Origin of the sequence: Acinetobacter sp. NPDC052428 (assembly GCF_044547685.1) — a bacterium.
Lineage (GTDB): Bacteria > Pseudomonadota > Gammaproteobacteria > Pseudomonadales > Moraxellaceae > Acinetobacter > Acinetobacter lwoffii_G.
On record NZ_JBIUAT010000009.1, the window covers coordinates 12668 to 33746 of the forward strand.

Annotated in this window: 18 protein-coding genes and 2 tRNA genes; 10 read left to right on the plus strand and 10 right to left on the minus strand. The window is 44.3% G+C overall.

Annotated elements, in window-relative coordinates:
• Positions 1-14 precede the first annotated feature (14 nt).
• Complete coding sequence (locus ACIG3F_RS07425; protein ID WP_396469720.1) at positions 15-2816, minus strand: type VI secretion system Vgr family protein; 2802 nt, start codon at positions 2814-2816, stop codon at positions 15-17.
• A 246-nt stretch (positions 2817-3062) separates the two neighbouring features.
• On the opposite strand from ACIG3F_RS07425, the gene ACIG3F_RS07430 reads away from it, so the two are divergent.
• Complete coding sequence (locus ACIG3F_RS07430; protein WP_396469721.1) at positions 3063-4217, plus strand: methionine aminotransferase; 1155 nt, start codon at positions 3063-3065, stop codon at positions 4215-4217.
• 128 nt (positions 4218-4345) lie between these two features.
• A complete protein-coding gene (locus ACIG3F_RS07435; protein WP_396469722.1) occupies positions 4346-5710 on the plus strand; it encodes an MATE family efflux transporter in 1365 nt (454 codons plus the stop codon).
• 117 nt (positions 5711-5827) lie between these two features.
• On the opposite strand, the gene ACIG3F_RS07440 is transcribed toward ACIG3F_RS07435, so the two are convergent.
• Positions 5828-6676: an SDR family oxidoreductase gene (locus ACIG3F_RS07440; protein WP_004644848.1), complete on the minus strand. Its 849-nt coding sequence runs from the start codon at positions 6674-6676 to the stop codon at positions 5828-5830.
• A gap of 223 nt (positions 6677-6899) precedes the next feature.
• On the opposite strand from ACIG3F_RS07440, the gene ACIG3F_RS07445 reads away from it, so the two are divergent.
• The 3 genes from ACIG3F_RS07445 to phoR all read left to right on the plus strand — a co-directional run bounded on the left by ACIG3F_RS07445 (position 6900) and on the right by phoR (position 9921).
• Positions 6900-7577 carry a TetR/AcrR family transcriptional regulator gene (locus tag ACIG3F_RS07445; protein ID WP_004644847.1) on the plus strand — a complete coding sequence of 226 codons (678 nt, stop codon included), beginning with the start codon at positions 6900-6902 and terminating at the stop codon, positions 7575-7577.
• A gap of 249 nt (positions 7578-7826) precedes the next feature.
• The gene (phoB, locus tag ACIG3F_RS07450; RefSeq protein ID WP_004280972.1) at positions 7827-8537 is read left to right on the plus strand and encodes a phosphate regulon transcriptional regulator PhoB; all 711 of its coding nucleotides are present in this window, start codon (positions 7827-7829) and stop codon (positions 8535-8537) included.
• A 25-nt stretch (positions 8538-8562) separates the two neighbouring features.
• A complete protein-coding gene (gene phoR / locus ACIG3F_RS07455; RefSeq protein WP_396469723.1) occupies positions 8563-9921 on the plus strand; it encodes a phosphate regulon sensor histidine kinase PhoR in 1359 nt (452 codons plus the stop codon).
• Between the two features lie 46 nt (positions 9922-9967).
• Here phoR and ACIG3F_RS07460 read toward each other — a convergent pair whose 3' ends face one another.
• Together ACIG3F_RS07460 and ACIG3F_RS07465 are read right to left on the minus strand one after the other, a co-directional pair.
• Positions 9968-10618 (minus strand): glutathione S-transferase family protein, encoded by a 651-nt coding sequence (locus ACIG3F_RS07460; RefSeq protein WP_396469724.1) that lies wholly within the window; start codon positions 10616-10618, stop codon positions 9968-9970.
• A gap of 160 nt (positions 10619-10778) precedes the next feature.
• Positions 10779-11726: a pirin family protein gene (locus ACIG3F_RS07465; RefSeq protein WP_396469725.1), complete on the minus strand. Its 948-nt coding sequence runs from the start codon at positions 11724-11726 to the stop codon at positions 10779-10781.
• Between the two features lie 498 nt (positions 11727-12224).
• On the opposite strand from ACIG3F_RS07465, the gene ACIG3F_RS07470 reads away from it, so the two are divergent.
• Both ACIG3F_RS07470 and ACIG3F_RS07475 read left to right on the plus strand, forming a co-directional pair.
• On the plus strand, positions 12225-13547 hold the full coding sequence (locus ACIG3F_RS07470) for a GGDEF domain-containing protein (RefSeq protein ID WP_396469726.1): 1323 nt from the start codon (positions 12225-12227) through the stop codon (positions 13545-13547).
• A gap of 190 nt (positions 13548-13737) precedes the next feature.
• Positions 13738-14961, plus strand: a complete 1224-nt coding sequence (locus tag ACIG3F_RS07475; protein WP_396469727.1) for a GGDEF domain-containing protein — start codon at positions 13738-13740, stop codon at positions 14959-14961.
• A gap of 194 nt (positions 14962-15155) precedes the next feature.
• Here the strand turns inward: ACIG3F_RS07475 and guaA are convergent, their stop codons facing one another.
• Positions 15156-16724 (minus strand): glutamine-hydrolyzing GMP synthase, encoded by a 1569-nt coding sequence (gene guaA / locus ACIG3F_RS07480; RefSeq protein WP_004644840.1) that lies wholly within the window; start codon positions 16722-16724, stop codon positions 15156-15158.
• Positions 16725-17068: 344 nt separating this feature from the next.
• On the opposite strand from guaA, the gene ACIG3F_RS07485 reads away from it, so the two are divergent.
• Entirely contained in the window at positions 17069-17707 is a 639-nt protein-coding gene (locus tag ACIG3F_RS07485) for a DedA family protein (RefSeq protein WP_005264627.1), read from the plus strand.
• Positions 17708-17744: 37 nt separating this feature from the next.
• On the opposite strand, the gene ACIG3F_RS07490 is transcribed toward ACIG3F_RS07485, so the two are convergent.
• From ACIG3F_RS07490 to ACIG3F_RS07510, 5 genes are all read right to left on the minus strand, one after another.
• Positions 17745-18338, minus strand: coding sequence for a threonine transporter RhtB (locus ACIG3F_RS07490; RefSeq protein ID WP_129717381.1), 594 nt, complete (start codon positions 18336-18338; stop codon positions 17745-17747).
• A gap of 197 nt (positions 18339-18535) precedes the next feature.
• On the minus strand, positions 18536-18928 hold the full coding sequence (locus ACIG3F_RS07495; RefSeq protein WP_005105109.1) for a hypothetical protein: 393 nt from the start codon (positions 18926-18928) through the stop codon (positions 18536-18538).
• A 13-nt stretch (positions 18929-18941) separates the two neighbouring features.
• A complete protein-coding gene (locus ACIG3F_RS07500) occupies positions 18942-19778 on the minus strand; it encodes a ParA family protein (RefSeq protein WP_396469728.1) in 837 nt (278 codons plus the stop codon).
• A gap of 94 nt (positions 19779-19872) precedes the next feature.
• Positions 19873-20265 carry a SirB2 family protein gene (locus tag ACIG3F_RS07505; protein WP_396469729.1) on the minus strand — a complete coding sequence of 131 codons (393 nt, stop codon included), beginning with the start codon at positions 20263-20265 and terminating at the stop codon, positions 19873-19875.
• 9 nt (positions 20266-20274) lie between these two features.
• The gene (locus ACIG3F_RS07510; protein WP_004732660.1) at positions 20275-20583 is read right to left on the minus strand and encodes a BolA family transcriptional regulator; all 309 of its coding nucleotides are present in this window, start codon (positions 20581-20583) and stop codon (positions 20275-20277) included.
• Between the two features lie 232 nt (positions 20584-20815).
• On the opposite strand from ACIG3F_RS07510, the gene ACIG3F_RS07515 reads away from it, so the two are divergent.
• A tRNA-Gly gene (locus ACIG3F_RS07515) sits at positions 20816-20888 on the plus strand.
• 48 nt (positions 20889-20936) lie between these two features.
• Positions 20937-21012 (plus strand) — tRNA-Gly (locus ACIG3F_RS07520).
• Positions 21013-21079: the final 67 nt, after the last annotated feature.

The window sequence follows — 21079 nt, forward strand, 5'->3', positions numbered from 1 at the left end:
TTTATTTTTATCTCCTATTTATTATTCTGCTCAATCAGGTCATCAACATCATAACCTTGGACACTTAATCCCCATTCATCATTGAGCCCTACCAAAATTTCTACTTTAGAGGAATCAGCTGTAGTAATTTTTCCAGTACGACCGTGCGCATCAAGCTGACCTGAAATATACGAATTAGTATCAGGAATAAAAGCTTTATAATTTATTGAACTGAAATCGGACTGCCAAAATAGATCATATATATCCAGCCTATTGCTATATAAAGCATTATTCGGAAGCTGAGGTATTTCATAAGAGACTTTAGCCCCTCCCATAAAATTATGTTGCCCCGCCTTACACTCAAATTTTCCGCCAGTCGTGAAAAATACCCCGCCACTATTTACCTTAATTTGAGACCCTCCAGCGGTCAGTACAATCTCTTTCGGACTGGTGATTTCGATCTTGTCTTCAGTCGAAATAAGCTTGATTACCTTGCGGGCAATCGCTTCAATCGCATCATCTTGGGCTTGTAGTTCAATTTTTCCTTGAGCAGCATAGAGACTCGCACCCTCTTGAGCAGCAAATAAACTGATCTTGTCCTGTGCATGAGCAACTAAAGATTTCTGTGTGGATAAATGAATATTATTCCCGGCACTCTGATTGATTTGCTGATTAGCGGATAAATGAATATTTTCATTTGTGCTCAGTGCAATCGTTTGGGGGGCAGTTAATAACATCACGGCCTGTTTAAATGCGGCAGCCTTGGCTTGATCTTCAGCTTCAATCTGACTCAGAAACTGTTTTAAACTATCAAAAAATTGCAGCGGATCAGTCTGCTGTTGTTCAGCAATATCACTCAAGGCTTTACTATGATCGAGATTCGATTCAATCTGCTCTTTGGCACGACTCGCATCCAGGTGATTGCCTGCTGCTGAATCTTGCCGATAAGTGGAGATTAATAAGCCTTTTCCTGCACGTATGGCACCCCACTGGTCTGTCCTTAGTTCAAAACCTTCTCCTCGACCTTCGCTGCTTTCACTTTCTTTAGGATGGCTTAGATTTCCCAGATTGAGCTGACTGGCTGCATGACTACTTTGCAGCTGCGCACTAATCTGTTCAGGGGTATCATCGAAACGCAACTGGTTAAAGCCATCCCCATCGACCTCCTGAGAACGGATGCCACTAAGTTTTTTGGTCGCAGGAAGTTCTCCTTTTGCATCAAACATGGTCGGATGCCGTTCTGCTTCATGAATCCGTCCCACCACAAAGGGCCGGTCGATATCACCTTCAAAGAAGTCAATCACTACAATTTCGCCAATTCGCGGATGCAACCTAATGCCATAACCCTCACCCGCCCAAGGGGTCAAAACATCCACCCAAGCAGAATCGCTATCATTGTCATTGCTACCTGCGCCGCCATCATGCTGATGATCCTCACTCCGGGTAAACAGAAAACGAACTTTCACCCGCCCCCATGCATCGACATGAATCGTTTCACCTTCAGGTCCGACCACTCGAGCCCGTTGCGGATATGCAGCAGGCCGATGAATGAAGGGGTGGTACTCAGGAACAACCTGGATTTCACGGCGCACCATCTGTAGTTCATTGGCCTGTCGTTCCTCCTGTGTCATCTGCCAGCCGCTCTTCTCAAGCAAACTGTCCAGCTGAGATAAGATATCTTTGGGTAAATTGTTCTGGTTATAAAACCGCTTAGCTAAAATCAGAAATTCACGTTGATGCGCAGGATGCTGATCAATTTCAGGATGCTGTTGCAGTTCAAACCAGTATCCAACCTGAGCATCTCGTACGCTGCTACTGGCTTTAAAATATTTAGACTGCAAAGCATGATAGTCACTGAGCTGCTGATTGAGTCGATCCAGTTGGGCTATACCAGATACTGTCACCTGATCCTCATGATTTAAGTCGCCGGTCCAGGCCGGACTGATGTTCCACGCATCTTCAAGCTGAAGAGTGGCATTTGCATGAATATCACTTTGCTGATGATTACTGAATAAAGGCTGGCTTTGATCCTGGGCAAGTTGCTGGGCATGCCAGCGCTGGGTCCTGGTACTATTCGGATTGAGCTGACGTACCGCAATCAGACTGTTCAGCGTGTCGAGCTGTTCGGTGGCATGACTGCAATGAAACCGGATGGAGCGGCGTTTTAAAGCTGAAAAATATTGGGAATGATCTACCAGTTTTAAAAACTGAGCTTGAATCTCGCTGGCTGATACAGGCACAGTTAATTGCTTTTCATCGATCAACCAGTTAATTCCTTCGCTACGCCATAAACGGGTCAGAAAATCATAATCCGATTCATTCGACTGCATTACAAAAGGTCGGACATCATAGTCCCGGCTGAGTCCTGTCAAATCCAGGCTGAGACTGGCCGCGAATAATGCACTTCTGTTTTGCCATTCACTGAACAGGATTTCACTGATCTCGCGCACCGTCTTATTCATAAAAACCCGACTGTTACGGCGCTTCTGCCAGAGTGCAGTCGGATCATTTAGCGTCAATTTATACAGGGTCAAAGCTCCATCATTCTGCCCTTGACTGGCTGCAGTAATAATGCCCGTAGTCCGGAAAAGTTCACCCCGGTCTGTGACCTGATCAATGGCCACCCGACAGCCGATAAACTGTTTCAAGGCAATATGAGCATGAGTGGAAAGACAGATCAGTTCAGCCTGCAGGCCTTGATTGATCTGATGCTGACCCTCAATACGCTGAATCAAAACCTGATGATTTAAAGGAGGATGTGAAAACTGTAAATGTAGCGCACGATGCTGTCGCTTAAGCCCGAGCTGCTCCACCAGCATATGGATAGGTTTTGGCATTTTATAGTTATAATTTTAAGCTTTATTATTGTGCGGCAGATTTTAGGAAAAGTTATCCATTTCGTCCAGTTCACGATGCATTTCACATAATTAGGCCTTTAATTTATGACCCTTCAATTAAAAATCTTAAATTGCATGTGGTACATCTTAATTAAAAATATTGCCCAATATTCCCTATTTTTCTGATTATCCTATACGGAACTTGCTGCTACACTCATTCATATCTCATTCTTCAAGGCCAAGGACATGCTGGAACTCCCTTCTAAATTACCTGATTTGGGCGTGACCATTTTTAGTACCATGTCGGCCTTGGCACAAAAACTCGGGGCCTTGAATCTTTCTCAAGGATTTCCGGACTTTGCAGCGCCTCCTGCCTTGATTGAAGCTTTAAACCGGGCCAGCCAGAATGGATTTAACCAGTACGCACCAGGAGATGGTCTGCCAGTCTTGCGAAGTCTGGTGGCAGATCTCTATCAGCAACGTGATCAACTGATTATTGACCCTGTCGAGGAAATCACGATTACCCCTGGGGCGACAATTGCGATTTTTTGTGCCATTCAAGCCACGGTACGTGCCGGGGAAGAAGTCATTATTTTCGATCCCAGCTACGACAGTTATGGACCTGCGGTACAACTGGTCGGGGCAAAGCCAGTGCATATTGCTTTGCAGCATCCTGATTTTTCTGTGGACTGGAATCAGGTCAAAGATGCCATTAATGACCGTACCCGCATGATTGTCGTGAATACTCCGCATAACCCGAGTGGTAGTGTCTGGTCCAAAGCAGACTGGCAACAACTGATCGAGCTGATTCGCGAGCACAATATTGTGGTGCTGTCGGATGAAGTCTATGAACATCTGGTTTTTGATGGCATTCAGCACTATTCGGCCTGGTCATTTCCAGAACTTCGCGAGCGTAGCTTCGTGATTGGTTCTTTTGGTAAAACCTTCCATGTCACGGGCTGGAAAACCGGATTTTGTATTGCTGCACCGGCACTGATGAGAATGTTCAGACAGATTTATCAGTTTGCCAGCTTCTGCGGTGTAACACCCGTTCAGGTCGCTTTGGCGGAATATATGCAACTGCATCCTGAGCATATACGCGAACTGTCCCAGTTTTATCAAAACAAACGGGATTTATTTAACTCATCCATTAAAACATCACGCTTTAAGTGGACACCTTCTCAAGGGACTTATTTTCAGAACTTAGATTATTCGGAGATTCGGCCTGAGCTCGATGATCTGTCCATGTGCCATTTTCTGGCAGAACAACATGGGATTGTGGCGATTCCAGTCTCCGCGTTCTACCAACACCCCCCTGCAGATTTACGTCTGCTCAGGTTCTGCTTTGCAAAAAAAGAACAAACCTTGATCCAGGCAGGTCAAATTCTTTCAAAGATTTAACTCATTTTTTAACTAAAAATCTCATAAAATAAATGCCTTAGTTACTTAAAAGCTAAGGCTTTTTTTTATATTCTGCCGAATAATAGCTGCATCAATAAATAGATGATAATTCAATCACAGGATGTCGCATGGCACAGCACTCACTGATTCATCAACAGAATTTATGGAAAGCCTTTCTGGTATTTCTGTTGCCATTAATTGCGACCAATATCCTGCAAAGTCTCTCCGGCACGATCAATACGGTTTTTGTGGGACAAATGCTCGGAGTGAATGCGATTGCTGCTGTTGCCGTTTTTTTCCCGATCCTGTTTTGTCTGATGGCCTTTGTGATTGGTTTATCGGCCGGCTCTACCGTATTGATTGGCCAGGCTTGGGGCGGGAAAAATATAGAAAAAGTGCGCTGTGTGGTCGGTTCAACTTTATTTATGACCTTGATTGGCGGCAGCTTGATTGCACTTTTTGGGGTAATTTTTGCTGAGAATATTCTCTTGGCGCTTGGCACAGATCCGGATGTGATGCATTTATCCTTGCCCTATGTGCAATGGATGCTGGCGGGTAGCCCCTTAATCTTTATCTATATTATTTATACTTCCATCTTGCGCGGTGTTGGGGATAGTACCACCCCCCTGTTTGCTTCCGCACTTACCATTGGGGTCGGTTTGGTGGTGACACCGGTCCTGATTGCCGGTTATTTTGGCTTTCCTAAAATGGGCATTATCTCACCGGCGATTGCCACCATTCTGGGAAATCTGGCGGTTCTGTTGTTTTTAATCCTGTATTTGAACTATAGGCAACATCCGCTCAAGCTGGACTGGGCCTTATTAAAAAATATTCGTCATCAACCACAGTTGAGCAGAATGATCTTGAAACTGGGGGTTCCTACTGGTGTGCAAATGGTCACGACTTCAGTCGCCGGACTGGTAATTGTCGGATTGGTCAACCGCTATGGCGCAGAAGCAACAGCGGCCTATGGTGCAGTCAATCAGGTCTTAAATTATATTCAATTTCCGGCTTTGTCGATTGCAATTGCCGCATCTGTATTTGGTGCGCAAGCGATTGGCGCAGGTAAAGCGGATCTGCTCAATAAAGTGACCCGGACTGCGCTGAGTATGAATATCCTGTTTACCGGCGGTCTGGTGATTCTGGCCTACCTGTTCTCCAAATATCTGATGGCGCTGTTTATTACCGATCCTAAGGTTGTAGTACTGGGACAACAACTGCTGTTTATTGTGGTGTGGTCGATTCTGTTCTTTGGTGCCAGTGCCATTTTTGCTTCGATCATGCGTTCAAGTGGAACGGTGACCATGCCAATGCTGATTAATATTTTTGCCATTCTCTGTATTGAAGTTCCCGCCGCTTATCTGTTTAGCCGGTGGTGGGGTCTGGAAGGTATCTGGTATGCCTACGCGTTGGCCTTTGTCAGCCTGTGTATTTTGCAGGGACTGTATTACCAGTTGGTCTGGAAGAAAAAAACGGTTGAAGCGTTGATTTAGATGCAAGTTTTTTTACGTGCCTAAAGCATTACAGGAGTTAATACTCTCATTTGCAAAAAATTAGCCCCTATCACAGCGATAAAAAAACCCGCTTTCGCGGGTCTGTTTTACAATTTCTTAAGCAGACTTTTTCTTTCTTTTACCAAATTGGGTCGCCAGTGCAGTGACATGCTGATAACCGGTCGGCAAGATTCGCTGAATCAGGTCTATCGCTTTGGCATCATTGCCGATGAGCAGACGGCGCTTGTCTTTTTGTACCGCCTCCAGAATTTGACGGGCAGCTTCTGCAGGTGGACAACGCAATAATTTATTAAAATTACGGGCCGATTTTTCCGGATTCATACCTAAAGTCAGCAGGCTGTTATTCATTTTTGCTGCATTGGCAATGTTGGTACGGATACCCCCCGGATGCACACACAGTGCACTCACGCCACAATTTTCCAGATCCAGTTCCTGACGCAGGGATTCAGTAAAACCACGCACGGCAAACTTGGTCGCATTATAAGCAGACTGGGTCGGCTGAGCTGTTAAACCAAACAGGCTGGAAATATTGATGACATGACCATCGCCAGTTTTCTTGATCAATGGCAGGAATTCTTTGGTACCGTAAACCACGCCCCAGAAATTGATTCCGACGATCCATTCCAGCTCTTCATAAGATGCCCCTTCAACGGTTGAACCCAGTGCAACGCCGGCATTGTTAAAGATCATATTGATACTGCCATGATCCTGTTCGACCTGTGCCGCCCAGTTACGCACCTGTTCCAGTTCAGCCACATTCACTTTTTGCATGGTGACACGAACATCAGTCCCTTGGAGTAATTCTACAGTTTGTGCCAGACCCTGTTCATTAATATCACTCAGTGCCAAATGACAACCCTGCTGGGCCAGTAATACTGCCAGTTGCTGACCAATACCTGAACCGGCACCGGTAATCGCAGCAACTTTATTGTTAAAATTTTTCATTCAATTTCCTTATGTAAACCACTGCCATTCCATGACAGCAGGATCTTGTTCTGTTGTTTCAGGAGCTAGCACAGATCCTCAATATAGTTTTGACAATATAGATTGTCAATAATTATCCCATGTCCTTAGAGGCCAAATTTCAGGGGAGCATTTCTATATAGGTCTAAGCGTGATTTATTGTTAAGATATTCAAAATCTTCATGCAGATGAGCACACAGGCCTTATGACCGATTCAATCGACTCAGCAGCAAAATCACGACCCGCCAAAACCAAGGAACGTCAGTTTAAAGGCCTGTCGATGGCTGAACGGCAGCAGGCACGTCGTGAAAAGCTCATCGAAGCCGGGATTGAAGCCTATGGTAGTTATGGTTTTTTTTCAGTTACTGTCAAAGATATCTGCAATGAAGCCAAACTGACTGAACGTTATTTTTATGAATCCTTCAAGAAAAGCGAACATCTGTTTCAGACCATTTTCCTAAAACTGATTGATGAACTGCAACAGAATGTGATGCAGGCCATGATGCAGGCATCGAGTGATCCGAAAAAAATGATCGAAGCCGGTTTGAGTGCGCTGCTCACTACCCTGCGTGACAATCCGCGCATGGCACGGATCATTTATATCGATGCCATGCTGGTACAGGAGCTGCATAATCAGGCCACTATTCATGAAACCATGTCACGTTTCGACCGCATGATTCATGCCTTTGTCATGTTGATGATGCCGCAGTTAAATCGCAGCGAGCAGGAAATTTCATTGGTGTCGACCGGTTTAAATGGCTATGTCACCCAAATTGCCATTCGTTGGGTGATGAGTGGTTTTAAGCATTCGCTTGAGGAAGTTTTATCGTCGTGCAGTGTGGTTTTTTTGGCGCTGCTCGAGTCATTTTCCGAGAAAAAATAGCTGTTAAATCCTGTGCTTAATCGGCTTTCCTGCATTTACCAGTGAGTTGAAGATTTATGCTGTACTACGGAAATGAGTAAAATTAATTTATGATTTTTTAACAAGTTTCTGCGCTATATTTATCACAAATTTTTGCGAATATCAGCAGTTTTTCCCTTTCTGCAATGATACTGTCATAATTAGTCTTTGTAATAAGCCTGTCATAAATATAAAACGGTTCACCGTTTACATGAAATAGGGTATTGCGTTGTGAAAGATGACTACATATTAATCGTCGATGACGAGCTCCCGATTCGGGAAATGATCCATACCTCTCTGGATATGGCCGGTTTTCAGTGCTTACAGGCAGAAGATGCCAAGCAGGCGCATCAGATGATTGTGGACCAGCGTCCGGCATTAATTTTGCTGGACTGGATGATGCCGGGTGGTGTGAGCGGTGTGGACTTATGTCGTCGTCTGAAACGTGATGAAAGCCTGTCAGAAATTCCGGTGATCATGCTGACAGCGCGCGGTGAAGAAGACCACAAGGTACAAGGTCTGGATGCCGGTGCCGATGACTACATGACCAAGCCATTCTCGACCCGGGAACTGGTCTCCCGAATTAAGGCGGTACTGCGCCGCGCCAATGCCCTGAGCGGTGAAAAAACTATTGATGCCAATGGCCTGATTCTGGATCCGGTCAGCCAGCGGGTGAATTTTGGTAACAACATTCTGGAAATGGGGCCGACTGAATATCGTTTGCTGGCATTCTTCATGACCCATCCGGAACGTGCCTATACCCGTGCGCAATTGCTGGATCAGGTGTGGGGCGGTAACGTCTATATTGAAGACCGGACCATCGATGTACATATCCGCCGTTTGCGTAAAGTGCTGGAACCTTATGGTGTAGACCGTTTTGTACAAACCGTTCGCGGAACGGGGTATCGCTTTTCGACCCGTTCAGATGTCGCTTTAGGTTAATATCTTTTAAGGTAAATCTTGTTTTATGTATGAACCCTACCCTGTCCCCGAACTGGCACGCGAACATAAAAGAATCCGTTACAGTAGCTTATGGGATTTTGCGAAACAGGATTTACGCTTACTGGCTTTTTTCCTGATTATCGCCAGCTTTATCGGTTTTGGGATTGGGTATTTCTGGGTTTGTATCGTAATTGCTTTCGTGGCGTTCTTTGCGACCCAAATGCGTTCCTTATATCTGGTCAATGAATGGATTTCCAATCGCCCTTATGATGTTCCACCAAATATTGGCGGGATTTGGGGTGCGCTACTTTTCAATGTTTACCGCGCCCAACGTCAGGAACGGATTGTTCAGGCGGAAATGGTCGAACTGATTGATCGTGCACAGTCTTCACTGGTGGCCTTACAAGAAGCTGTGGTACTACTTGATGAAAACCAACAGATTGAATGGTGGAATCCGGCAGCCGAACGTCTGCTCGGAATCTCCAGTGATGACCGTCGCCGTAATATCCTGACCTTGCTACGCCAACCGAGCTTTATCGAATACTATCACCATATTGATGAATCTCCCGACGGCCTAAAAATGCGTTCTTCGCTGTTTGAAGACCATTATGTGCAGGTCAAAATGACCCGTTTTGGCGGAGAAAGTCGGGTACTGGTCGCTTATGATGTGACCCGGATGCACAATCTGGAACAGATGCGAAAGGATTTTGTCGACAATATTTCACATGAACTGCGCACTCCTTTGACCGTGCTCAGTGGCTATATTGAAACCTTTACCGATCAGGAAGATATCAATCCACGCTGGAAACGCGCTTTTGATCAGATGCAGTCGCAAACCCGACGCATGAATGCACTGGTCAACGATCTGTTGCTGCTGTCACGTCTGGAAAATGATAAAAATATTGCCAAAAACCAGATCATTGAAATGCCGAGTCTGATGAACCAGCTATTCGATGATGCCCAGGCCTATAATATTGATTATGGTCATACCCTGAATCTGGACATTGACAGTCATTGCGATCTGATCGGTTCAGATATGGAATTGGCCAGCGCTTTTAGCAACCTGATCACCAATGCCATCAAGTACACGCCTAAAGGCGGCACCATCACCATCGGCTGGCATGATGATAGCGAATCGGCCTATTTTGTGGTGCAAGATAACGGCATCGGTATTGACCCCAAACATCTGCCACGACTGACTGAGCGTTTTTACCGCATCGATTCAGACCGCAGCCGCCGGACTGGTGGTACCGGTTTGGGATTGGCAATTGTTAAACATGTGCTGATGCAGCATCAGGCACATCTGGAAATTGAGTCCAAGGAAAACCAGGGTTCTACTTTTAAGGTAGTTTTCCCTAAAGAACGTCTCAGCTTTCCAGAGTAATATAACCATCAAAAAAGGTGCCATCGGCACCTTTTCTTTTAAGCGTTTAAGAGCTGATCTGTTTTTCTTTGGATAGTGCACGCGCATAGGCAGCACGTTGCGACACCCGTTTCAGATAGGCCTGAATCGCTGGATAGCTTTGACCCGTCCGGCTCTGCATAGCCTCCAAAGGAAAACTCATCTGAATATCGGCAAAACTGAAATGGCCGGCAAAATAATCATGCTCGCTCAAATAGCTTTCCAGAAACTGGATATGATCTTTTAAACGGCTCTGTACAAACTGCTTCTTCACTCCATCACAGATTTTTTTGGCGACTGGTCGAATCAGCAACGGGGTATGTTTAGGCACTGTGGTCATTACCAGTTGCATCACCAGCAGCGGCATTAACGAGCCTTCCGCATAATGCATCCAGTAACGGTACTGGGCCTTGTCGGCAATATCTTCTGGGCGAAACTGCTGCTTTTCATCATAAGTTTCCTGCAAATATTCCAGGATCGCCGCAGATTCTGCCAGTACCTGACCCTGATCGACCAGAATCGGGGCTTTGCCCAACGGATGGATCTGTTTTAAGGCCGGTGGCGCAGAAAGGTTGGGCTGACGTTTATAGTATTTAACCTCGCAATCCAGTCCTAATTCTTCCATGGCCCACAGGATACGAAATGATCGTGATTGTTCGAGATGATGTAAAACACGCATATTAGACTCATGATTTTATTGTTTTTGCCCACTGAGCATAGCAAAAAGCAGCAGACTCTAGCTCATTTTTTGATGACTGTAATGATATGTATCCTATGTTGCAGATTCATTATTTGAGTTCAACTCAGACAGCGTTCCATATTCCCATCATTTTTAGCATTTATCGGGAAGCCCGCATCTGGTCTGGAAATGCGGGCGCTTCTAAACGTGGTCCATCATAGGCAGGAATGGAACCAAAACGTTCATGACCCTCAATCCATTGTTCCCGCGCAATTTTAAGTTCCTCTGTCGTGCGCCCGACCAAATTCCACCACAGTAAAATCGGGCTTTCAAATGGCTCCCCACCAATCAATAGCACCCGGCTCCCGGCATGAACTTCAGCATTGACCTGCTGTAAGCCGGGCTCCAGGATCAGCATATTATCTTCATTTAGTTCATGCCCATTTATACTGGCCGTCCCCTCAAGCACCATAAAGCCATATTCAAATTTCGGATTCAGAGGCAAGCGCGCACTAGTACTTTGAGCTGCATACAGGTCTACTCCGAGTAGTTCGCTATGTACTTTAACCGGTGATCTCGTTTTTAAATATTCTCCGACCAGCACGGTAAATTCAATGCCTTGCTCATTGACGACCGGCAATTCAGGATAATGTTCAAAACCTGGTGCCATATTGATCTTGTCGTCCGGCAAGGCAATCCACAACTGTGCTGCATGCATATGCGTTTCACTTTCAGGAGAGACTTCGGTATGTGAAATGCCATAACCCGAGGTCATCAGATTGACCTGCTTGGGACGAATCAATTGCTGATTTCCCAGACTGTCATTGTGCATCATGCTGCCTTCGATCATCCAAGTAAAGGTCTGCAGACCAATGTGTGGATGAGGGCCGATATCCAGACCATCTCCTTGCGGGAAACTGGCCGGACCCGCATGATCCAGAAAACACCAGGCACCTATCATGCGCTTATGTCTGCTTGGCAAGGCACGTTTAATCACGGTGCCCTGTCCGATTTCCGCGCGACGTAAAGGAAACTCCTGAATAAACTGATTCACATACTTTTCGCAATCATCAGAATTCGACAGTTCAATATCACTATTATTCGACATGGCTGAGCTTACCTCGGCATTTTCATTCTACTTTTTGAGTGGGTGAGACATGTATTTGACCGATTCAAGATGCCTCTCTGTTCAGGACAATGTACAGGGTCTATGGGCAAAATCTATCCCTGGAAATATTTAGATACGTATAAAACGCCTCACTAGTCCCATCAATTTAAATTCTGAAAAGCTGATGAGATTTATATTCAAAGCCCCAAACTTGAGTTTTAACAAGTCAATCATGATTTAGGTACATGACGTTAGGAGTTTAAATAAACTGAAGATCAGGAATGTCATTTATGTTTCACGTGAAACGAATCCACAACAACTAAAGACCCCAATGAATAAGATGATTATTCATGTATTTCAATCACTTTCAATTTTATAAAACACAAATTTTGTTACGTTTTAGCTTTAAAAACTTCCCGGATACCCAATTTTTGGGAGGTTATTTTTTACTCAAACACGGCATAATAGGCACCTATAAAAATAATACTGGACCAGGACATGTCTGCTCAGAATGAGAATATATATTCAACGGCGAATGTATCTTTTCAAAATTCGACGACCGATAAATCACTGAAATTATCTGAATGTGATCTGCAAAACCGTCAGCTGATTGAACAGGCGCTGACAGATCCTCATGCCCGTATCCCTGCCCTGTTTCAGCAGTATTTTCATGATTATGTCTATACGCATAGTCATCATAACTTGCGTCAAATTAACTATCTGGCGCAAATTGCCTTTTTACTGTATTTCTTTGCCGATATCCTGATTATTCCAGACATGTTTTTTATTTCTGGTCTGATGCGCGTCGTTCTGGTTCTGGGGGCGATGTTTTGCTGTTATTACCTGTTTAAAAAATATAAAAATATTCAGATTTTGGACAGAATCTTGCCGATAGGCACCACTGTAGCTGCAGCGGCCTGGATTAGCTTACTCGCGCTTTCAACCAGTCCCCATGTTGCCACCTATATTTATGCCTCTGCGATCTTTATTCTTATCGCCAATCTCTGTGTACAGACCCAGTTTAAAGTCGCGGTCTATTGCTCCATCTTGATTGCCCTGTTTATCATGCTTGGTGTATCCCAGTTCATGAGTGCCTCTCAAGCCCTTATTTTTAGCGTGGTCTTTAGTCCACTGTGGTTTTTTAGCATTTATATTAACTGGAATAATATTCTGAATGTGCGGCGTTCTTTTCTGCGCTCCCTGCTTGATGAATGGAACTATCAAACCTTAAAGAATCTGGCACATACCGATGATTTGACCCAGCTCTACAACCGTCGCCATTTTGTCGATATGGCTGAACGCTCTATTCATCAATGGCCCAAACATGCCAGTAGCTGCCTGTTGATGTTTGATGTGGATCATTTTAAAAATATTAATGATAGCTATGGGCATGATGTCGGTGATCGGGTGCTACAACTGATTGCTGAAGTGACCCGTAAAGAAATGCGGCATAGCGATGTACTGGCACGTTTTGGCGGGGAAGAGTTTATCGCTCTCCTGGAAGATACTCAGCTACAAGACAGCCTGGTGATTGCAGAACGAATTCGTTGTGCAATTCAAAAGCAGTATATTTATGTTGAATCCAATCATGCCATCCGGTTCACCATTTCGATCGGTGTTGCAGAACTAGAATCTCATACCCAGACTCTGGAAGATCTGATCAAACAAGCCGATATCGCCTTATATCAAGCCAAGAAGTCTGGCCGAAACCGGATTGAAGTCTATCATCCGGATATGCTGAATAAGCCCAAGCCAGCAACAGAAAATCCCTGGAATGTATTTAAGCCAGACACTCAACCAGCCCAGTCAACGGCGAATTAAAGCTGAATCATTAGTCTGTTCTATAAGCTAGGATCATTCTTAGAATGCGTTAATCGGGGATTTCATTTTATAAAATAAATTTGATTCTTCCACTTTTAAAATATCCAACAAAAGAATAGAATATTTTTTATACAACTATATATAAATTTCATCTTATTCATTTTTATATATTTTAATTTGGGAAGGCTGCATGCCGCATGATAACGAAAAAGAATCACGTACCCTGATTCAGGAGGCTCTTCAAGATCCGCTTGTTCGTATTCCTGCACCTCTAAAACCGGCCTACTATACTCATCAGAAAAAACTCACTTTAAAATACTTATTACAGGTCAATTTATTCGCACAGCTGGCATATGCCTCTTATAGCCTCGCCGATATTCTGGTGCTGAATGATATTCTCAAGTTACTCATTTTGACCAAAATCAGCTATACCATCCTGATCGTACTGATCACGATCTGGATGTATCACTCTTACCGCAATCTGCCTGTCTTTGATCTGCTCTTGCCTACCTCGATTATTGGTGCAAGTGCCATCTGGTTTTTTAATCTGAATCAGTCTGAAAGTGCTTATACCCTCATTTATCAATATGCCTCCTTAGTCTTTATTGTACTGGCCAATTTATGTGTGCAGATCCGGTTCTGGCCGTCTTTGATTACTTCAAGTCTGATTACCCTGATGATTTACATCGGTGTATATTTCAATACTCGGTCTGACCTGTACCAGATGTTTTTATTTTCCCTGATTTATCTGCCAGTATTGACCTTCAGTCTATATATTAGCTGGAGCTCGACCTTAAAATCACGCATGGTATTTTTGCAGCATACCCTGAATGAATATAATCGGCAGGCCTTTGAAAATATGGCTCATACCGACTCACTCACTGGCCTGAATAACCGTCGCTGTTTTGAATATCTCGCGCAACAACTGGTACAACAGAATTTTGATCAACCGGTGCCTATGAGTTTACTGGTCTTTGATGTCGATCATTTTAAGCAGATTAATGATCGTTATGGTCATGATATCGGAGATCAGGTCTTACAGACGATTGCCCTAAATACACACAGCGAAATGCGGCAGCATGATATTTTGGCACGCTATGGAGGCGAGGAATTTATTGCATTTTTACCTGAAACCTCTCTGGATGAAGCGCTAAAAGTTGCCGAGCGTTTAAGGCATAAAATTGAAAATATTGTGATCGATCTGGACAGCCAACATCGTTTCAGTTTTAGTATTTCGATTGGTGCTGCCATTCTGGAAAGCTGTGAAACGGATTTGATGACCCTAATTAAGCAAGCCGATATTGCCTTATATCAGGCTAAAGCCAATGGACGGAATCGGGTTGAAGCTTATGATCCAGATCTGGAGCAAAGTTTAGCTGGAGAGATGCAAAACTGGCAGGTTAAACCGGCTTAAGCATCTTTTCCGAAAAGCATAAAAAGAGCGCCGAAGCGCTCTTTTTAATTTGGAAAGTTTATATTTCTAAACTGCCATGCATAGCGTTTAGCATAAAACTTTCAAGCAGCGATGCTGCTTGAAAGTCCTTACTGCCGCGCGCCTAGCGCTTGGCGTAATTTAGGCGGACAGCAGTGCTGTCCGAAACCCCTAAATTACTCCCATTCAATCGTTGCAGGTGGCTTAGACGATACGTCATAAGTCACACGAGAAACGTCAGCAATTTCATTCATGATACGCGTAGAGATTTTGTCTACTAGTTCATATGGCAGGTGTGCGAAACGAGCTGTCATAAAGTCCACCGTTTCTACCGCACGCAATGCAATTACCCATGCATAACGACGGCCATCACCGACTACACCCACCGATTTCACTGGCTGGAATACCGCAAATGCTTGAGCAGTCTTGTCATACCAGCCGCTGTCACGCAGTTCTTGCATGAAGATGTCATCTGCAAGACGTAAAATGTCTGCATATTCTTTTTTCACTTCACCCAAGATACGCACACCTAGACCTGGGCCTGGGAATGGATGACGATAGATCATGCTGTGTGGCAAGCCTAAAGTCGTACCCAATTTACGTACTTCATCTTTAAACAAGTCACGTAATGGTTCAACCAGTTCAAATGCTAGGTCTGCTGGTAAGCCGCCCACATTATGGTGTGATTTAATCACATGCGCCTTACCCTGCTTGCTTGCAGCAGATTCAATCACGTCCGGATAAATCGTACCTTGTGCAAGAAATTTTACGCCATCTAATTTACGTGCTTCTTCAGCGAAGACAGCAATAAATTCACGGCCAATAATTTTACGTTTTGCTTCAGGATCAACTTCACCTGCAAGCGCAGTCAAGAAACGCTCTTCAGCATCAGCACGAATGACGCGGATACCCATGTTGTCAGCAAACATTTGCATCACTTGATCGCCTTCGTTCAAACGAAGCAGACCATTGTCTACAAATACACAGGTCAGCTGATCACCGATCGCTTTATGCAACAGCGCTGCTACTACAGATGAATCCACACCACCAGAAAGTCCTAGTAATACTTTTTCATCACCAATCTGTTGGCGAAGCTGTTCTACACGTAGATCAATAATGTGTTCTGGCGTCCAAAGACCGCGACAGCCACAAATTTGATGAACGAAGTTCGACAGTAATTCTGCACCTTTAGAAGTATGTGTAACTTCAGGATGGAACTGAATACCATAGAAACGGCGAGTTTCGTCAGAAACCATCGCAATTGGACAGCTAGGAGTTTGTGCAGTGATCTGGAAGCCTTCTGGAATACGGGCAACCTTGTCACCATGACTCATCCAGACATGCAGCTGGTTTTCACGGTCCTGTAAATTACCGATCAGCTTGTCACGTACAACAATATCTACTTCTGCATAGCCAAACTCATGCACAGTACCTGGCTCAACTTTACCGCCAAGTTGTTCGCACATGGTTTGCAGACCATAACAAATACCCAATACCGGCACACCCAGCTCGAATACCACTTGTGGCGCACGCGGGCTGCCTTCAAGGTGAACGCTCTCAGGTCCACCAGACAAGATGATACCATTTGGATTAAATGCACGAATGTCTTCTTCAGACATATCATAGGCATACATTTCAGAATATACACCAGCTTCACGAACACGACGTGCGATGAGCTGACTATATTGAGAACCGAAATCCAGAATCAGGATACGATCTTCAGTAATTTGAGTATTGGTAGTCATGACGAACAACTATGAAAGGCAAACGAAAGATAAGCGCCGTATTCTAACATTTTTCAGCGCATTAAGCACACAATTCGCATTAGGTATGCATTTAGTTGATTGCATTATATTTCTAGCACAGCAAAGCATCCCTTCGGATGCCTTGTTTGATCTGTCATTTTTATATTTTTAAGCCCAAGATTTAATCCAACTAAGCCTGTTTTTATAAAAATCTGAAGATAATATGTAAGAGAAATTTTGGCTCAATTGAAGATGGATGAAGCGCTAATTATTTTACTTTCTGGTACTGACTTTCATGCCCCGGGCTGTTAGGATTTGACCACACTTTTGCTTGTACTGGGCTCATGGAACTGATTGATTTTATCTTGCATGTTGATGATCACTTGCTTGAATTTATCACCAATTACGGGATCTGGATTTATGCCATTCTTTTCCTGATTATCTTTGTAGAAACAGGTCTGGTGGTGATGCCGTTCCTGCCCGGCGACAGCTTGCTATTTGCAGCAGGTGCACTGGCAGCCTCTACTGGTGCGATGGATCCATGGGTGCTGATTCCACTCTTGTTTGTGGCGGCAGTATTGGGCGACACCTTGAATTATCATATTGGGAAATATATTGGTCCTCGGGTTTTCGAGATCGAATCGCGCTTTATCAATAAAAAACACTTATTGGCGACTCAGCAATTCTTTGCCAGACATGGTGGTAAGACCATTATTTTTGCGCGTTTTGTTCCTTTTGCCCGTACCTTTGCACCATTCGTCGCCGGTGCTGGCAGCATGAATTACAAATATTTCCTGACCTATAATGTGGTGGGTGCGTTCGCCTGGATTGGCTCATTTGTCATTTTGGGCTATATGTTTGGCAATATGCCGATCGTCAAAGACAACTTTACCTATCTGATTTTTGGCATCATTATTTTAAGTGTATTGCCAGGTGTGATTGGCTTTATTCAACAAAAGCTCAAAAAAAGTAAAACAGCTTAAGAACTGTTTAGATTAAGATTTTTTACAGCCTGTGCGTTTAATCCCATAGCCTGATCAGGAGTGGGATCAGACAAAGCAGGACAAATAAAGCCGCGCCTTTATAAATGAGGCCGGCTTTTATTTTTTCAGATGGACTGGTCAATATGGCCTGACCAAAGACCATCCAGAAAATCCCGACTGGAACGGTACTCAAGCTAAAGGCAGCAAAAACCAGAACGAAGTTGGTCGGGCTTTGCCAGGTTTCCATCGGTAAAATCCCGGAGGCCAACAATGCTGCTTTAGGATTTTTTAGGGTAGTTGTAAACATTTGCCAGGGACGTATCTGCGGATGGTTTTTGCTGTAACGTTCTAACTGCTGAGCCTTATATAAATGCAAGGTCATCCAGCCCACACAGATGGTACTCAGTACATAGACGAAGCCTTTAAAGTTTGGCCAGATCGGTGACGCCAGATGAATCAACAAGGCCCAAACATTAATGGCATAAAAATAGCCGAGCAAAATGGCAGGAAGATAGAGACTGGTTTTAGCCTGCCCCTGCTGATGAGCAGAGCTGGCCACCAGGGCATTGGCGGGCCCTGGAACCATCAACACAGCAATGAGTCCTAAAACAAATAACCAATTTTCAATCATCGCAATGAACTTTTCCGGGCCAAGGTTGTAGCTTAATCAATATGGGAGTGGGATAACAAGCTTATAAATTTCAGATTTATATACACTCTGGTCAATTTCCCGTGAGTTTTATCTTAATGTAAACCGCCCTATTCTTGATGAAAACAATAAAAAATGCCGACCTAAAGTCAGCATTTATCCGTTTAATGTTGAATGATTTATTTAGGCGTCGCCTGCCGAACGATGATCGGACAGTTCTTATAACGCGCGGCCTGTACAATCGCTTCCTGCTCGCCTAAAAGCCGTGCCAGTTCGGTTCTTTTGGTATCGGATGATTGTCCCATATTGACTGAAACACTCGGGCCAATACCCCAGCCACCGCGACTGCCCCAGCCACCGCCAAGACCAACGCCCACACCGACGCCTGTACGTTTCGGTGGCTCAACGCCATTGTCGATATACTGCTGAATACGGTTATATTCACCCTGTAGTTGCGAACAACCCAAAGTCTGATACAGGGTTGGCGACACATAAGTCGGTTTTACCGGCGTTGCACAGGCACTCAGTAATGCAAGTGCAGCAATACTCAGGCTTATTTTCACAAGTTTCATAGCTAACTCGATCTTAATTCTGCTCTATCTCATTGAACAACGATTGATAGGCCTGAGTCAATTTATGATCAGTAGCCAAATGAATCAAAGGCTGATTTTTCTGATGAGATTCTTTCATCAAGATCGACGGTGGCAACATACTGTCGAGGACCGGCAACCCTTCATCTTTGAGCTGTTGTACCACTTCACGCGGTAACTTAGCCTGTGCCTGAAACTGGTTGACGACAATACCTTCAATTTCCAGCCCTTCATTATGGTCATCCTGAGTTTCAATCACATTTTCAATCAGGGTGTGCAGGGCGCGTTTAGAAAACACGTCACAGTCGAAGGGAATCAGCACACGGTTCGCCGCAATGAGAGCAGAGAGGGTAAAGAAATTGAATGCAGGCGGTGTATCAATAAACACCCGATCATAATATCCTGACAGTTGTTGTAAGGCATCTCGTAACTTATAGATCTTGTGCTTGGACTCCAGTGCATAGGCCAATGCACCCAGTGTCGGGCTAGCCGGAATGACATCGAGATGTTTAAAAGAAGATTGATGCACATAGCTTTCCAGGCCTTTACTACGACTTTTTAAAATCGAGCCAATCGCATTACCAAGCAGCCCCTTGCTTTGCTGATTGCCAAGTACATTTTCAAAATAGTTTTCGATATTTGGTTCAAGTGCCGGCTTGTCGCTCGAATAAGTCGCATCATCACCCAGCACATACTGACTGGAATTGGCCTGCGGATCCAGGTCAATTAATAAAGTCTTTAAGCCCTGATGTGCACTGATCGCGGCCAGATTGACAGTAATACTCGACTTGCCGACCCCACCTTTTTGATTAAATACCACACGTGTACGCATGTCCCCTCCTCACATTTTTAATTACTTTTACAACATTTGTATTTTTAATTATCTGCATGGGCTGGCTGTGCTGATCATCACAGCCAGCCTGCTTTTAGCCAAAATTCGGCTTGATCATCACCAAGGCCAGAATAGACACCAATGAAACTACAGCAATAACCAAGCCAGCCCGACGCTGCGACAGCAAGATCGAATCATCTTTTTTATAGGCTTTGCCTAGCGAGGACACCAGCACCAAAAATAAAATGAATTTTGCATAGAACCAAGGCTGTACATCAAAGTCTTTCAGGACGAGCGACACAATGCCGGTCAGTGCAATCACCGTGATAGCTAAATGCTGTAAAGCGACTAGCGCTGTACGTGCCACCGGATTAGGTAAATTTCCTTGTGTACCGACAAACAAGGTTAATGCGCGGGCAAGAATAGCGACAATGGCCAGTCCTGCTGCCGACATATGAATAATCTTGACTAAAAGTTGGGTTTCCATCATGTCCTCTTAGTTTTTAGGGGCGTGTGCACAAGCAGGACTAGTCGTGTCCTGACCTGCCCATTCTTCAGGCAAAAATGCATGAATGGCCAGTGCATGAATCTTGTCTTTTGACAGCAGATCACCCGCAGCAGCATAAACTTTCTGATGACGCTGGACTGGACGTAAATCGGCAAAAGCCTGACTCACAATCACGGTTTTAAAATGCGATTCTTTTCCCGGGAAATAACCGCCATGACCCGAAGACTCATTTACCACTTCCAAATGGGTTGGGGATAATTGCGCCAAACGATCTTTCAGTTGTTGTTCTAAACTCATGGCCTGACTCCGATCTGCAAAAATATAGTCTCAGTATACCTTGTTCTGCCGAGTATTCGGTAATCTGTTCAGGTGCAATCCATTGATTGTGGCGAAATTTCATTGATTTCTATATGAATATTGGTTATTTATTGTCTGATCTACAGCATTTTGCTTTTATTTTACGCAATTGATGCAAGATTTTTAACAAAGGTGTTGACCACATTTTTGCATGCTGTATTATACACGGCATGCGGGAATAGCTCAGTTGGTAGAGCATAACCTTGCCAAGGTTGGGGTCGGGAGTTCGAGTCTCCTTTCCCGCTCAAAATTTTTTCATTTAGTTTTTTCATTTAAAAAACTTTATAGACTCCGCGGGAATAGCTCAGTTGGTAGAGCATAACCTTGCCAAGGTTGGGGTCGGGAGTTCGAGTCTCCTTTCCCGCTCCAGATTCTAAAAAAGCCCTGATCAAAAGATCGGGGCTTTTTTTATGCTGATGTTATTTTCTTTAAATGA